Below are 15,268 nucleotides of genomic sequence, written 5' to 3'. Positions count from 1 at the left end.
CTACATGTAAAGGCAGGCGGCACTAATCATGAATATGATAAAAGATCTGCGGAAAAAATTTGTTTTAGTTGCTACGGCAGCCGTCGTTATTATTGTTGTCGGAGCACTGGGAATGATCAATACGATTGCGTATATGCGCATGCATGCCCAAGTGGAATCGGTTCTTTCCTATATCTCACAAAATGGTGGGAATGTGCTGCCTAAAAAAATACCTCCTGATAGCAGCTGGTTTGGTGATTCTAATTGGTCAGATGATACCCCGGAGTTTTCCTATCAAACTCGTTTTTTCAGTGTACTGGTCGATCCCGATGGGTATGTAAAGGAAATTGATCTTAAGCATATTGCCGCCTTTACGGAGAATGAAGCGATTCAATATGCGCGGACTACTGTGCAAGAAGGAAAAAATAAAGGATTCTTCAAAAAAGACAGAGCCAGTTATGCGTACATGATTACCAAAAACAAAGATGGAGATTTCCTTATCGTGATTATGGATTGCACTCGTGACGTAGGTGCGGTGGAAGCCTTTGTCCGCTATTCTGTAATGCTTGGCTTTATTTGCATTTTACTGTACGTGTTTATTCTGGCGGCATTATGCAATTTGGCCATTAAGCCGTTTGTACGCAATATGGAAAATCAGAAACGGTTCATCACCAATGCGGGACATGAACTGAAAACACCGATTGCTATTATTTCTACTAATACAGAAGCAATAGAACTTATTAATGGAAAGAATGAATGGACTGGCAATATTTTAAAACAGGTCAAGAGATTGTCCAATTTAATTGATGATTTGATTATGTTATCCAAAATGGGAGAACGCTCTTATGTGGATCTTACTATCACGAAAATGGATTTATCTGAAACGGTTACCACTGTGACAGAATCATTTCAACAAATGGTAAAGGATCAGGGGAAGCAACTGAATTGCCGTATTGTTTCTCCTGTCTATGTGCGGTCTGATGCGAAATGTGTATATGAACTGATAAATATCCTTGTTGATAATGCTGTCAAATATTGTGATGATAAGGGCGTCATTGATGTTGTTCTTGCAAAGGAAAAGAGAAAAAAGGCGGTCATTACCATTTCTAATACCTACGCTGAGGGAGCTGCTATTGATTATTCTAAATTTTTTGAACGATTTTATCGCGGGGATGTATCTCATAATAGTCAAAAAAACGGATATGGCATTGGTTTATCCATGGCAGAAGAATTAACACAGCTTATCAAGGGGAAAATTCAGGTGTCTTATGAGAATGGAAAAATTACATTTGTTGTCAAGATGAGTACGATCGTATGATTTTTTGCATATAAGTTTTTAACATTATATTTATATTTTATAAAGAGGACTGACATTTATTTTTTATGTCAGTCCTTTTTTTGTAACAAAAATGTAACTTATACGTAACTACTACTTGATATACTTTCATTACTTAAATAGATGTATTTTATTAATAAATGTAATGATATGGATGAGAACATTATAATTTATGCAAAAAGGATGTTATCTAGTATAAGGGAGGAGCTGCCTGTGTTTATAAAAATTAACAATATACAACTAAATTATGAATCGAAAGGAAGGGGAACGCCTTTAGTTTTTATTCATGGATTGGGAGAGTGCATGCAATCATGGAGCCATCAGGTTACCTGCTTGAGTCGAAAATATAGAATAATCAATCTTGACTTGCGGGCTCATGGACAAAGCAGCAATGATGATGCAGAAATCATTACAATATCTCTTTTTGCAAAGGATATTATTGAATTATTAAATAAACTTGGCATTGAAAAAACGGTTTTTATAGGTCATTCCATGGGAGGATTAATTTGTCAGGAAATTGCGGTCCACTATCCGGAAAGAGCGATTGCTTTTGTGTTAAGCGATGCTGCTGGATTTTATCCACCGCCGTTTAGTACGGATGGATTGAGAGAGCGATTAGCATATCTCGAAACAGCTGCTATGGAAGATTTGGCGGAAATGGTTGCCGAAAGATGTTGTGCTCCTCAGACATCGCGGGAGGTGCGGCAGGAAATTAAAAAATTATTTTTGCATAATGAATCGGAATCGTATAAACAAGCAACTATTGCTACCTTTAAGGCAGATTACCGGGCATATCACAAGCAAATGAATTTCCCTTTTTTGCTGCTTGTAGGAGAATTCGATCAGACGACACCGTTAGCCTATGCGGAATATTTAGAAAAAAATCTTCCAACGGCACAGCTTGCTGTTATTCCGGCGGCTGCACATATGTCTAAAGTGGAAAACCCACAGGAATATAATCGACTGCTATCTCAGTTTCTTGAACAATTACCTGATGTAGTATATAAAAATTTTTTAGAAAGGAGGAAAAAGTATGCCGTTTCTAAATCTGCCGAAATGGAGAATGTATTATGAAGAATATGGAACCGGACCGAATACGATTGTGGCTGTTCATGGTAATTTAGCATCTTCATTGTGGTGGAAGTTTTTATTCCCCCATATTCCCGATTCGTATCGTTTTATTGCAATGGATCTTCGCGGTTGCGGTAAAAGTACGCATACAAGCAGTGGATATGAAATTTTACAGTTTGTTGATGATATAAAAACATTGGCAGAAAAATTAGAGTTAAAACAATTTCATGGGACATTCCATGGGGGGACAAATATCTAATGATTCATACGATAGGTGTGATGCAAGAGGCACGTGTGGTTTTGTTGGAGAAATGCGGACACTCTCCGTTTATTGAACAGCCAGAATGTGCGGCAGGAGAATTTTTGGATTTTTAAAAACATACGGATATTAAAAAGAGAAGGGATGTGGAGACGTTGATTGACTGTAAAAAAAAAATAAAAATAATTTTGTTGATGTCAGGATTGTGTTTTTTTAGTTTAGCTCCGAGTTTTTTAACAAATGCTATGTCTACCTATATTACGGGTGCACATAGTGTCAATGTAGTACAATATGCCGATTTAACTACCAATAATCCGGACATAGGTAAATTAGCGGAAGGACGCCGCATTGCGCTGGCAGTAAGTGATTGGTCAACGGGGAAGCCGCAGCGCCCTGATTGGTATGCGCCCAAAATAAAGATCTCTGGTAAAGAAATAAGCGGATATTTTGATGATTGTAATTTTGTTATTCGTGTTCCTGATAAATGGAATGGTCGATTGGTTATTGTAGGAGCACCTGGCTTCGGTGATTCTCGTTCGACGGATGCACTTATCAGTGATTATGTTCTTACAAAAGTCGATAAAAATGGTGCCAGTTATGCGTATGCTGTTTGTGATAAAGGGACGACGGGAGAACAAATACCCGCTCCGGACGGTGTTATTTATCCTTGGGCGAAGGCGATGAATGCTTTTAGCAATAAAGAAGATTCCTTGAGTGAATGGAATCAGCGTTTCTATCAACTGACGATGGCATCACGGGAAGTTTTGAAGAAACTGTACAATAAAGAGCCGGCGTACACTTATTTGTTGGGATACTCTAATGGTGGGTATGTAACCCGTTATGCGATGGAACATCATCCGGAATTATACAGCGGCATGATCGATTGGGAAGGTGTTTTATGGAGAGGGCATGAAGAAAATCTTATTTCCAGTCTTTCGACAGCAGTTAATGCATGGCAAATTTTAAAAGATCAAACAGCATCGCCACAGGCAAAGAAACTAGCGGGAGCATCTTTGGAAAAAATGGGTTTGCCTGAACAGTCTAGTATGTTATGGCCGATATACGGTACGTTATATTGGCTGCCGACGTTAAATCTTCACCGAGTCAAATATGATCCGGAATATAAAAATCGTAATTGGTGGGAATTTTTAGGCCATCCTGAAGATTATAAAAATTATGATTGGTTTAAGCGGCCGGAAGCGATGAAACGTATTGCAACTATTGAAAATACAGGGAAAATTACAAAACCGACAATTACTATTCATGGAACTTGGGATGCACTGCTATTCCCCACCGTTCATGCGGCGGCGTATGAAAAACTTGTGGAAAAAAATGGTGATATCCGTATGTACCGATTATATATGGTCGAACACGGCAATCATTTTGACTCCTTTGTGAGTAATCCTAAAGTAGATCCTCAAAATACATTACAGCCGCTTATGCCATATGTACATCAGGCTTTTGATGCGTTGGTGAATTGGGTGGAAAATGGCGTTCCGGCACCACAAAGTATGACTATCGGTGTTCCTGAATCAACGAATAAAGTTTTCAGTATTTGGGATCACAGTGAAATTGATATGTACTAAAAGAGGTAACGTATGATGAAAACGCTTCATTATTTTCGTTCTGGAAACGGGATGGAAAAAATACTATTTATTCATGGTAATTTAGCCTCCTCCCATTGGTGGAGGCCGGCCATGATCCGTCTTGACGATTCTTTCGACATGCTGGCAGTTGATTTGAGGGGATGTGGTCGATCGGAACGCGAAAAAACAGATATAACGATAGAACAGCATGCTGAAGATATTATGGAGATTCTCCGGCAACAGAATTTTTTTCCTTGTACTGTCGCGGGACATTCTCTTGGCGGAGCAGTAGCCATGCAGCTGGCGGTGGATATGCCGAGTTATTTGAAGGCTATGATTCTTGTAGATTCAGCCTATATCGGAGGCATGGGCCCATTTGATTATTCTTTGCTGGAAACAGTAGTGAAAGACGAACAAATATTACTGGCTTCTTTGAAAGCAACTTTGGCTGTAGAGGTATCTCCGGCACTTATGGAAGGTTTGCTCGCAGATTGTCTTTTGGCTAAAGACGTGTTTATTCCTAATTCCCGGGCGCTGACTACTGTAGATTTTTCTGAAAAAGCGTCTTTCTTTATGAAACCGGTTCTAGTCATGCAAGGAGAGAAAGACGCAGTTGTTCCTTTGTCGGAAGCACAAAAAACAGCACAACTGTATCCTCATGCATCCTTAGTTATTTTGCCGGCGTCCGGACATAATCCGCAAATAGAAGTACCTGATTTGTTTGCAGAAACAGTACGACAATTTATTGCATCATTATAATGTCCATAACTGTATGAGGCATGATGTAAGCTAAACACTATTGAAGGAGGGAAAGAACGTGAAAAAAAGAATGTCAAAAAATGTTTTGGCAGTGATGACGTTTATAATGGCTGTGGGTGTAACTATTTCAGGGTTTGCCGCCCCTTCGGCCATTTTTTATGATGTTCCTGTGAATGACTGGTCTTATAGTGCAATTAAACAATTAACCCAAGAAGGTGTCGTATCAGGAGATGTGACACGCTTTGATGGGAAACGGACGGTGACACGGTATGAAATGTCTATTTTGGTAGCTAACGCAATGACCAAAATAGATGAAGCAACACCGGAACAAAAACGTGTCATTGAAAAGTTAGCTGTAGAATATGCGCAGGATTTGGAGAAAATTGGTGCGGTTCAATCGACGCAATCAGCTCCGGCAGCGGTAAAGTTGACAGCTAAGCCTAATGTGAATTTCTTTTTTGATAATCGTATTGAATATACACATAATAGCTTAGGCAATAACAGTGGAGGGGCCTGGGTTACGGGGAAAAATATTAAGAATTCCGATCAGTTAATGGAACGTATCCGGGTATATATGAGTGCGGACGTAGGGGATAGATGGACATGGAATTCGCGCTTAGTGCAGGCGAAGTGGAATTGGCAGTCAAATACGTCTGAAACGGTTCGCTTTGATCGATTCTGGATGACAGGAAAAAATATGCTTGGCGGTACGCTTGAAATTGGTAAAATGCAATTATATCCGGGGAAAGGCGCTTTCTTTGGCAATACAGGTGATACGGAAGGAGTATACTATACTCGTAAGCAAGATAAATGGACTTTCCGAGGCGGCTTAGCTAATAGTTCTTATTTAATATCATCGGGACAACGCGTTAAATTTATGGAAGCGCAGTATAAGCCGAATGGTAAAATGGATATCGGTGCGTATGCATTACGTCAAAGCTATTCTGATACAGTTGACGATTTGGATTTGCGCGTCATTAACGGTGCTATTGAAATTACACCAAAATTGGCACTATCCTTTGAATATGCACATAATAATGCTAATCCCAGCAATTATGCTTACGGACATGCCTCTGGCAAACAAAATGGTTATTTTATTGCTCTTCAATCTAAATACAAGGCAACAAATTATATGCCGGCCTTATACACGAATATGGTCAATCCGTTTAAACAAGGAGATTGGGGATGGGGAATTTCCTATCGACATTTGCCAAGCGGTGTAGCCGGTTTGTGGAATCGAGGTGCTTTTAGTTGGGTTCCGCTTACGACGGATGTGGATGGTAATTGGCAAAATGCACTGGACGGTATCAATGCATGGCGGGCTGATTTTGTCTATGTACCATGGCGTAATGTACAATGGACCTTGACATATGACCGCATTAAATATATTGATGGAGATAAGCTAAATAATAGCTGGCAGTCAACCTTTAATTTCTTCTTCTAAATATAAAAGATTTTTGTAAAATTCATTATGTAGGCAACATCTTCCTACACAAAAAAGCGAACCCAATAAAGGACTCCGGAAAAGGGATCCCTTATTGAGTTCACTTTTTTACCTGTATTTTTGTTGAAAATAAAAAAGCTTTAGTATGAGTATATACTTAACATGATATAATATGGTAGGAAAGGAGGCATTGCTGTGAGACGCAACCTATTTCAAGTTATCATTTTTATTATGATGTTGACGATGCCTGCATTTGCGAAGGATATTACGCCGCAAGCAATGCAGCATTATCCGGTTCTAACCAAAGAAATCCCACCTTCTTCCAATGGTATGGGAAAGCAGTTGCAAGGTATTGATTCAGTGATAGAAAACGATGTTAAACGAGGATTTCCCGGAGCAGTTCTGCTTGTGGCAAAAGATGGAAAAATTATAAAAGAAACAGCATATGGCTGGGCAAAAATGTATGATCAAAAACAACTGCTCCCCGAAAAAAAGCGTCAACTTATGACTGTGGATACCCTGTTTGATATTGCTTCTAATACGAAAATATATGCTGCGATTTTTGCTTTTATGAGGCTTACAGGAGAGGGGAAAGTTCGTCCTGATGATTTGGTATCGACGTATTTACCTAAGTTTACCAGTGATGGTCGTGAGAAAATCCGCCTTTGTGATCTTATGGATCATACAGCTGGTTTTTCTCCGGAAATATGTTTTTATAAACCCCAGGCAGGCGCTTTTTATTCTTTGAATAGAGATAAGACATTAAAACTTTTAGATACTATTCCGCTTTCTTATCCTACGGGGACGAAGATACAGTATAGTGACACGGATTATATGATTCTTTGTGCGGTAATAGAAAAAATTACAAAGCAAAGACTGGATACATATACGGAGAATGTGATTTATCGGCCATTAGGGTTGACCCATACATTGTTTAATCCGCTGTGTAAAGGATTTAAGCCAGAAGATTGTGCTGCTACGGAACCTTGTGGCAATACGCGTTGGGGAATGGTAACTTTTCCCGGGATACGTACAGGCACTTTACAGGGACAGGTACAGGATGAAAAAGCATGGTACTCCATGAAAGGAGTATCCGGTCATGCGGGTTTGTTTTCACGGGCTGAAGATTTGGCTGTTTTGGCACAGCTTATACTTAACAAGGGGGGATATGGCAATTACACACTTTGCAGTCCTCACGTTATAGATGACTACATGCGCCCTCGCAATACCCGATTTGCATTGGGGTGGAATGTAAATTGTTTACAAAATCAGGAATGGGAGTTTGGTTCTTATGCTAGTTCTCAGGCTATAGCGCATACGGGGTGGACGGGAACGGATATTGTCATTGATCCTAAATATAATTTATGCATTATTCTTTTAACCAATCGGATTCACGAACCGAATGTACCAGGACAACTTAATACCTTTGTTACAGATGATTTTAAGACCGTAAGCTATGGCGATATCATTTCTATGGTATATAAAGCAGTACAATAAGAGACGGTAATTTTGTATTGACAGCACAAGGAGCGGCATGTTAGAATAGCAACAACAATTTCATAACGATATCATCCAGAGCAGTTGAGGGATTGGCCCTATGACACTGCGGCAACCTTCCGTAAGGAAAGGTGCCAATTCCAGCGAAATATTTCGAAAGATGATCGATTACGTTATTAATCTTCGTCTTTTTTGACGAAGATTTTTTTGTTAATTTTATTAAGGAGAGATGAAAATGAGATGTAAAAAAATTGTACTTGTTGCGCTTGCGCTGTTTACTGCGGCAAGCTTGTTTGCAGGATGTGGAAATCAAAGTAGCTCTGCTTCGCAGGAAAAAAAGGAAATTACTGTTGGTGTTACACCGGGTGCCAGTGAACAAATCATGGACTTGGTAACAAAAGAAGCAGCTAAAGAAGGCTTGACGGTGCATGTAAAAACTTTTTCCGATTATGTAACACCAGATCAGGCATTGGCCAGTGGAGATATTGACTTAAATTCTTTTCAGCATAAACCTTTTTTAGATGCTTTTAATGAAAAAAATGGTACACATTTAGTTAGTATAGGACAAACCTATTTAGCTCCGTTAGGGTTATACTCCCATAAATATAAAACCGTTGGAGATATACCCGATGGAGCGACGATTGCTATTCCTAATGATCCATCGAACGGTGGACGGGCGTTGTTGCTGTTGCAGAAACAAGGATGGATAACGCTGACAAAGGGAAAAGAACCAACGAAGGTAACCGTTCAAGATATTGTGGATAACCCTAAGCATCTTCGTATTATTGAATTGGAAGCAGCACAGCTTCCCCGTTCCTTGGATGATACAGCGGCCTCTGTTATTAATGCAGGCTATGCTATTTCTGCCGGTCTTAACAGTCAAAAAGATGGTATTGCCGTAGAAGATAATACGAGTCCGTATGTTAATATTATCGCTGCCCGCGAAGCAGATAAAGACAACCCGGCTTATAAAAAATTTGTTAAAGCATTTCAATCACAGGCAGTAAAAGATTATATTGACAAGGAATTTGCGGGTGTTCTTGTTCCGGCGTGGTAGAATAAAAAGGAAATCAATCTAAGTATTCGAGGTGCATGACATGAAGGTTACGAAAGATAAAAAAATGACAGCGCATTTTCAAAAAATAATTCAATGCGCTACCATATCCAATGAATATGGCAATAAAGTTGATTGGCGGGAATTTGGCAAACTGCATCAGTGGCTGCAGAAATTTTATCCAACGATTTATCGTGAATTTCGATTGACGGAAATAGGCGAAGCAGGATTGCAATTTTGTTTTAAGGCAGATAATCCGGTAAAAGAACCGCTTATGCTTATGGCGCATCAAGATGTGGTGGAGGTTGGTGATTTAGCGCAGTGGACATATGATCCTTTTTCAGGAGAATTAGTGGATGACTGCGTATACGGTCGTGGTACAACAGATTGCAAGCATTTGCTTGCCGCAGAGATGGAAGCGGTAGAAGATGTATTTGCTTCTGGTTGGCGTCCACCGTATGATTTATATATTTCCTTGGGATTTGGGGAAGAGATTTATCGGGCTGATGGTCCGGATGGTGCACGTTTATTATGCCAAAATCTGCAAACGGAAGGTGTGACGATTGGCTGTACCTTTGACGAAGGTGGTTCTATTGTCCGTGGCAAAGACAATAAGCTTGTTGCACGGATCGGGTTAGGTGAAAAAGCTTGTGTTAATATTGAAATTTATAAAGATTCCGCGGGGGGGCATGCCAGCAAACCTGGATTGGGAACCGCTTTGGGCGCAGTGGCTAAAGCAATTGTAGATATTGAAGCACATCCGTATCCGTATCGATTGATTCCATTGGCAGAAGCACAGCTTAAAGCAGCCGCGGCAGTTGAAGATGGAGATAAAAAAAGAATTTATCAAGAGCCGAAAAAATATTGGGAGGAGTTGTGTGCACTGGCACGTCAGGATCCTGAACTAGATGCTATGCTTCATACCACTTTTGCATTTACAATGGCGCAGGCCAGCAATCAGCCGAATGTCCTTCCTTCCCATGTAGGGATGACAATGAGCTGCCGCATATTGCAGGGAGATACCATAGAATCGGTCATGCAATATTTACAGCAATTTTTGCCTGAAGGAGTCCGGCTGCGCCATGTTTCAGGAGAAGATCCCATGCCTACCTCGACGCCGGATAGTGATGATTATAGAACGGTAGAAAGGGTACTTCATACGCTTTATGGGAAGAACATTATTCTTGTTCCGTTTCTTATGCTGGGAGCTACGGATACACATTATTATACACCTGTTGTCCGGCGCGTATTCCGCTTTGATGGGTTTTTGGTGGATCATCGCTGGGGTGGGGCTCATCAGGTTAATGAAAGAATTCCGGTTGATGCATTGCCGGGATCAAAACAGTTTTTCAAGACATTTTTGCTGGAATATTAAAAGCGGGGGCGGTATTTTCATGAAGAAGAAGGCTTTATTTACGGTGCTTACGGTTATAGCTGCCGGATGGCTTGCATATAGTGGTTTTACATTGTTGAATATGCTTATTCTTATTGTTATGCTAGGATTTTGTGTGGCATCTTTTTATAAATGGTAGTATGTATGATTTTATCGGCAGCGTATATTTCCTTAGAGAAAATGCGTTGCCGATTTTTAATATATTTTTATACAAGTTGCTGAGTTTAAATTTGAATAGGAAATTATATGTTAAAAAAATCACAAAGTTTGCGTTCGTAAAATGCGTTATTGTAATATATGAAAAGGATTTCTTTTTTTTTATCTGTCCGGAGAAACTTTTTTTATTATTCATAAAACCACATTTTGTATAAGTTTTTACTAAAATGTGGCATTATTACATAAGATATGCTTATCCTATAAATAAAACACATAGTTATAATGTGAATTTAACAATAAAATAGATGAATAAAATGCATAGCGTTATTGTAAAATTAACAATGAAATTGTATAATATAAGCATAATCTCAACGGAATTTATTTCAACAGAATAATTTAAGTAAGGAAAATTGCAAGATTTTTAATAGACTTGGACGTTATTGCCAAAGCCTGCCGGATGGTAGATATGTTAAACAATGTTGGCTGTACCTTATTTTTTAAGAATTGCCGATACTGCTATAGGCTTATAGGCTTTTTTATATTATAGTTTTATCTATTTTATGGACAATACGTAAAGAGACAGTTGTGATTTTACATGATAACAGTATTTAGGTGAAAGTATTAGTTGTTTTATACTACTTGTTTCTGTTGGTTTTAAATAAATTCCTTTTATTGCGTATGTTTTATTCTATATGGAGAAACGCTTTCCTCATTCTGTTGACGGGGTGAGGATTTTAGTGAGGTGGTATGGAAAAATCTACTTTAAAATTTCTTTGGGCTTGACATTTTTTTTATTTTATGTCATCCCCAGATAGAGGAATGACCTACGTTTTATCAGTGCTATTTTTATGAAAGAGGTGTGAAAATGGAAAAAGCAGATGAATTGTATCAGAGCTTTGAGGAAAAATTGACTGCCTTGAGTGGACAATGTGCACATTGCAGCAAGGCAGAATTGATTCCGACATTGAAGAAGGTATTTTCCGATAGAGGAGATACTACAGCAGCCGTTGTTCAAACAGAATACGTTAAGGAACTTGGCATTGCAGAAGGATTGAAGACTGCAGGCATTACGGTTCACACGGATCATATTCGTTTGAATTGCGAAACAGATCAGGTTGGTATTATTGATGCACAGTATGGTCTTGCAGATTTGGGATCGGTTATTCAGCTGCATCAAAATGTGGATGAACGTATTGCTGCTATTATGCCGCCGTTTTCTATTGTTATTATTAAACGGTCTACTATTTTGGATAACCTGGACACAATGATAGATATGCTTAGTGCAATGCCTGAAATGCCTAATTTTGTAGGTTTTATTACCGGTCCGAGCCGTACTGCCGATATTGAATGTGTCGGCACCGTTGGTGTTCACGGTCCGCTGGAAATTCTGGTAATTGTAGTGGATGATCAATAATAATAAAGGAGGATACTTGATATGGATAACGAAGAATTGAAGCAGGAGATCGAGTCAGCCATAGAGAATAATGCCCTGCAAAATGCCCTAACTAAATTTACCAGTGCCTATCCCGGCAATAGAGCTAAGGTTTATAAAGGGTACGATTTTGAAGCGATTCGTGAAAAAATTCATGAAGGTAAATCATATGCGGCTGAACATATTAACGAATTGGTAGATGAATTTGAAAAGAATTTCAATGCTAGAGGCGGACATGTGTTTCGTGCAGCCGATGGTGAAGCTGCGATGGATTATATTCGTAAACTGGCCAAAGAAAGAGGCGTTAAAGCCGTTGTAAAATCTAAATCCATGACGACCGAAGAAATCCACATGAATGAGTTGCTGCGTGAAGATGGTATTGATGTGCAGGAAACCGACTTGGGTGAATTTATCAATGCGATTACCGGGGATACTCCGGTTCATATGGTTATGCCGGCAATCCATCTTTCTAAAGAACAAGTAGCAGAATATTTCACGGAATACCTTCATGAACAAAATAATCCGGTTATTTTGGAATTGGTGCGTTCTTCGAGAAAATATATGAGGGATAAATTCCTAAATGCAGACATGGGAGTTTCCGGAGCCAATATTGCTGTAGCTAATACTGGTACCGTTATCACTTTTACAAATGAAGGAAACGGACGCATGACGGCGACATTGCCGCCCATCCATGTATACGTCGTAGGTATTGAAAAATTTGTGGCCAAGCTTAGCGATATCCGATATGCTATGAAAGCACTGCCGCGTAATGGTACAGCCCAGACACTTACCAGTTATGTTTGCATGTATACTGGGTCCAATGAAGTTGTAGTAAATAAAGACACAGATGAAAAGGCGCAAAAAGAATTTCATGTAATTATTTTGGATAACGGCCGCAGCAAAATTCTGGAAGATCCTGATTTTAAGGATATTTTCTGCTGTATCCGCTGTGGAGCTTGCCTCAATGTCTGTTCCGCTTTTCGCCTTGTAGGTGGTCATGTGTATGGCGGTAAGGTATACACCGGAGGAATTGGTACGTTATTAACGGCATTCCTGACTTCTCAGGAACGAGCTGAAAATATTCAGAATCTCTGTTTGCAGTGTAAAAAATGTAATGAAGTATGTGCGGGCAAACTGGATATTGCGGGCATGATTTTGAAACTGCGTACGAGATATGCAAAGCGTGATGGACTGAATCCGATTCATAAATTTGCTCTTGATACAGTGAGTGATCGTCATCTTTTCCACTCCATGCTGCGTATTGCTTCTGTTGCACAGGGAGCGCTCAGCAAAGGTGAACCGATGATTCGCCATATGCCGATGTTTTTATCCGGTCTTACAGCGGGACGAAGCTTGCCGACGGTTGCCAAAGTACCTTTCCGTGATGTTATTCTTACAATGAAACAGGACGTACCAAATCCTAAGGGCACGATTGGTATTTTTACAGGGTGTTTGCTAGACTTTGTTTATGTAGATATTGCAGAAGCGGTTGTTAAAGGGCTGAATGCATGCGGATATAAGGTGGAAATGCCTCAGGGTCAGTCTTGCTGCGGAGCCCCTGCGACTTATATGGGTGACGAGGATAATGCCAAAAAATCTGCTGTTATTAATATTGAAGCAATGGAAGCTGAAAAATACGATTATATCGTATCTGCTTGTCCGACTTGTACACATGCTTTAATTGATTATCAAAATATGTTTCAGGATGATCCGGCAATGCTTAAACGTGCAAAAGTTCTGGCTGAAAAAACTTTTGATTTTTCTAAACTTGTTTACATGCTCGGCGGTATTCCCGGTGACGGTGATGGTGTCCCGATGAAGATTACCTATCATGATTCCTGTCATATGAGAAGAACCATGAATGTTTGGAAAGAACAGCGTGAACTGCTTACGCAGACCAAAGGAGTGGAACTTACTGAAATGACCGAATGTGACAGCTGCTGTGGGTTCTCCGGGTCATATTCCATCAAATATCCAGAAATTTCGGCACCGATTTTGCAAGCAAAAATAAATCATATCCTTGAAACCGGAGCAGATACGGTTGCTGTTGATTGCCCGGGGTGTTTATTGCAGATCAGGGGCGGTCTCGATGCTCGTGGCAGAGATGATATCAAAGTTAAACATACGGCACAGATTCTTACGGAAAAACGTGGTCTTTAAAAACCAAATTTCTGGCTTAATCATTTCTGTAATAAATATACAAAATCTGTGATATTCACTGCAGAATTTCACTAAAACGAAAACATTCTCTGGAAAGGTGTACGTGAGCATATTGATGACCAAACAGGAGTTATTTGACAACAAAGTCAGCAAAGTAATGCCGATGCATATTGGGAATGTGTACGACAAGCGGATGAAAGCAGTGGAAGGGTATATTGATCTCTTTTCGGTTCATCCTTTTTCCGGATCAGAAGTGGGGACTGTATTAGATGATGTGGTTTCTACCCGGGGAAAGATGATCCGGCCCAGACTGTTATTGTTGGCAAGTGAGTTCGGATCGGCTTGCAAGACAGCTCAGGACCGGCTTTGTAAGCTGGCCGCTATTGTGGAAATGACACATATGGCATCATTGATTCATGATGATATTGTTGATGATTCGGATTACCGCAGAGGAAAACCTTCCATTCAGAAAAAGTATGGAAAAGATGCTGCCGTATATGCCGGAGACTTCCTCATGGGTAGAATCAGCTATTATATGATGAAGGAAGCTATGAATCGTGCGGGTATTGTTTTATCAAAGACCATCGAGGCGATGTGTGCCGGAGAAATAGGTCAAGCCATGTGCCGATATAAGGAAGATGTGACGGTTGAAGAGTATTTGAACAATATTCATGGAAAGACAGTTGCTTTATTTATGGCTTGCTGTCGGATAGGAGCTATGGAGAGCGGCTGTGATGAACGGATGGTTCGTAATTTGGAGTTATTCGGTGAGTGCCTCGGTTTGATGTTTCAGATTCGGGATGACCTGCTGGATTTTACATCGGATGTTTTGACCATCGGTAAATCGGCGCATAAGGACTTCCAAGAAGGTATATATACAATGCCTATACTTTGTGCTATGAAACAGCCAGGAGGACGAGAAGCGCTGATTCCATTCATGCGGCGTAATGCTGAAGGTGCATTGACATTACAAGAGATGTTTCAGATGGAAACGGCAGTAACTAGATTAGGTGGAGTCGAAGCGGCCTGGCAGGAGATAAAAAAGCGTCAATGGCAGGCAGAAGCAATTGCAGACGAACTTCCGCAATGCGAATATTCTCGGTTATTGTTAAAGTTGGTTCGCAAGCTGGGGACGGTGTGAT

The 15,268-nt window shown here is 40.0% G+C and carries 13 protein-coding genes and 1 riboswitch; all 13 genes read left to right on the top strand.

Annotation, left to right across the window (positions count from 1 at the left end):
* The first annotated feature begins 28 nt into the window (after nt 1-28).
* The 13 genes from NXG62_RS08610 to NXG62_RS08550 all read left to right on the top strand — a co-directional run bounded on the left by NXG62_RS08610 (nt 29) and on the right by NXG62_RS08550 (nt 15,267).
* Nucleotides 29-1,297 (top strand): sensor histidine kinase, encoded by a 1,269-nt coding sequence (locus tag NXG62_RS08610; RefSeq protein ID WP_427112030.1) that lies wholly within the window; start codon nt 29-31, stop codon nt 1,295-1,297.
* 231 nt (nt 1,298-1,528) lie between these two features.
* Nucleotides 1,529-2,389 carry an alpha/beta fold hydrolase gene (locus NXG62_RS08605; RefSeq protein ID WP_427112029.1) on the top strand — a complete coding sequence of 287 codons (861 nt, stop codon included), beginning with the start codon at nt 1,529-1,531 and terminating at the stop codon, nt 2,387-2,389.
* The gene (locus NXG62_RS08600; RefSeq protein WP_427112028.1) at nt 2,349-2,645 is read left to right on the top strand and encodes an alpha/beta fold hydrolase; all 297 of its coding nucleotides are present in this window, start codon (nt 2,349-2,351) and stop codon (nt 2,643-2,645) included. The genes NXG62_RS08605 and NXG62_RS08600 overlap by 41 nt, the downstream gene beginning before the upstream one ends.
* 146 nt (nt 2,646-2,791) lie before the next feature.
* Nucleotides 2,792-4,231, top strand: a complete 1,440-nt coding sequence (locus NXG62_RS08595) for a tannase/feruloyl esterase family alpha/beta hydrolase (RefSeq protein ID WP_427112027.1) — start codon at nt 2,792-2,794, stop codon at nt 4,229-4,231.
* 12 nt (nt 4,232-4,243) lie between these two features.
* Complete coding sequence (locus tag NXG62_RS08590) at nt 4,244-4,990, top strand: alpha/beta fold hydrolase (RefSeq protein WP_427112026.1); 747 nt, start codon at nt 4,244-4,246, stop codon at nt 4,988-4,990.
* Between the two features lie 58 nt (nt 4,991-5,048).
* Nucleotides 5,049-6,434 carry an S-layer homology domain-containing protein gene (locus tag NXG62_RS08585; protein ID WP_427112025.1) on the top strand — a complete coding sequence of 462 codons (1,386 nt, stop codon included), beginning with the start codon at nt 5,049-5,051 and terminating at the stop codon, nt 6,432-6,434.
* Nucleotides 6,435-6,629: 195 nt separating this feature from the next.
* Nucleotides 6,630-7,931, top strand: a complete 1,302-nt coding sequence (gene pbp4b / locus NXG62_RS08580; protein ID WP_427112024.1) for a penicillin binding protein PBP4B — start codon at nt 6,630-6,632, stop codon at nt 7,929-7,931.
* A gap of 68 nt (nt 7,932-7,999) precedes the next feature.
* Nucleotides 8,000-8,098, top strand: a riboswitch (SAM riboswitch).
* A gap of 68 nt (nt 8,099-8,166) precedes the next feature.
* Complete coding sequence (locus NXG62_RS08575) at nt 8,167-8,988, top strand: MetQ/NlpA family ABC transporter substrate-binding protein (RefSeq protein WP_427112023.1); 822 nt, start codon at nt 8,167-8,169, stop codon at nt 8,986-8,988.
* 40 nt (nt 8,989-9,028) lie between these two features.
* Entirely contained in the window at nt 9,029-10,360 is a 1,332-nt protein-coding gene (locus tag NXG62_RS08570; protein WP_427112022.1) for a M20/M25/M40 family metallo-hydrolase, read from the top strand.
* A gap of 19 nt (nt 10,361-10,379) precedes the next feature.
* The gene (locus tag NXG62_RS08565) at nt 10,380-10,517 is read left to right on the top strand and encodes a hypothetical protein (protein ID WP_427112021.1); all 138 of its coding nucleotides are present in this window, start codon (nt 10,380-10,382) and stop codon (nt 10,515-10,517) included.
* An 882-nt stretch (nt 10,518-11,399) separates the two neighbouring features.
* On the top strand, nt 11,400-11,948 hold the full coding sequence (locus NXG62_RS08560) for a LutC/YkgG family protein (RefSeq protein ID WP_427112020.1): 549 nt from the start codon (nt 11,400-11,402) through the stop codon (nt 11,946-11,948).
* Between the two features lie 21 nt (nt 11,949-11,969).
* Nucleotides 11,970-14,126: an L-lactate dehydrogenase (quinone) large subunit LdhH gene (gene ldhH, locus NXG62_RS08555; RefSeq protein ID WP_322351527.1), complete on the top strand. Its 2,157-nt coding sequence runs from the start codon at nt 11,970-11,972 to the stop codon at nt 14,124-14,126.
* A gap of 103 nt (nt 14,127-14,229) precedes the next feature.
* Nucleotides 14,230-15,267: a polyprenyl synthetase family protein gene (locus tag NXG62_RS08550; RefSeq protein ID WP_427112019.1), complete on the top strand. Its 1,038-nt coding sequence runs from the start codon at nt 14,230-14,232 to the stop codon at nt 15,265-15,267.
* The last annotated feature ends 1 nt before the right edge of the window (nt 15,268 follow it).

The sequence above is a fragment of the Megasphaera sueciensis genome, from assembly GCF_050219315.1.
Classification (GTDB): domain Bacteria; phylum Bacillota; class Negativicutes; order Veillonellales; family Megasphaeraceae; genus Megasphaera_A; species Megasphaera_A sueciensis.
This window is presented reverse-complemented; position numbering and strand designations above follow the sequence as displayed.

What these genes read in the sequence shown, in the direction of transcription:
- NXG62_RS08610 (WP_427112030.1), top strand. Translation starts at nt 29, where the DNA reads ATGAATATGATAAAAGATCTGCGGAAAAAATTTGTTTTAGTTGCTACG.
- NXG62_RS08600 (WP_427112028.1), top strand. Translation starts at nt 2,349, where the DNA reads ATGCCGTTTCTAAATCTGCCGAAATGGAGAATGTATTATGAAGAATAT.
- NXG62_RS08590 (WP_427112026.1), top strand. Translation starts at nt 4,244, where the DNA reads ATGATGAAAACGCTTCATTATTTTCGTTCTGGAAACGGGATGGAAAAA.
- NXG62_RS08575 (WP_427112023.1), top strand. Translation starts at nt 8,167, where the DNA reads ATGAGATGTAAAAAAATTGTACTTGTTGCGCTTGCGCTGTTTACTGCG.
- NXG62_RS08570 (WP_427112022.1), top strand. Translation starts at nt 9,029, where the DNA reads ATGAAGGTTACGAAAGATAAAAAAATGACAGCGCATTTTCAAAAAATA.
- NXG62_RS08565 (WP_427112021.1), top strand. Translation starts at nt 10,380, where the DNA reads ATGAAGAAGAAGGCTTTATTTACGGTGCTTACGGTTATAGCTGCCGGA.
- NXG62_RS08560 (WP_427112020.1), top strand. Translation starts at nt 11,400, where the DNA reads ATGGAAAAAGCAGATGAATTGTATCAGAGCTTTGAGGAAAAATTGACT.
- ldhH (WP_322351527.1), top strand. Translation starts at nt 11,970, where the DNA reads ATGGATAACGAAGAATTGAAGCAGGAGATCGAGTCAGCCATAGAGAAT.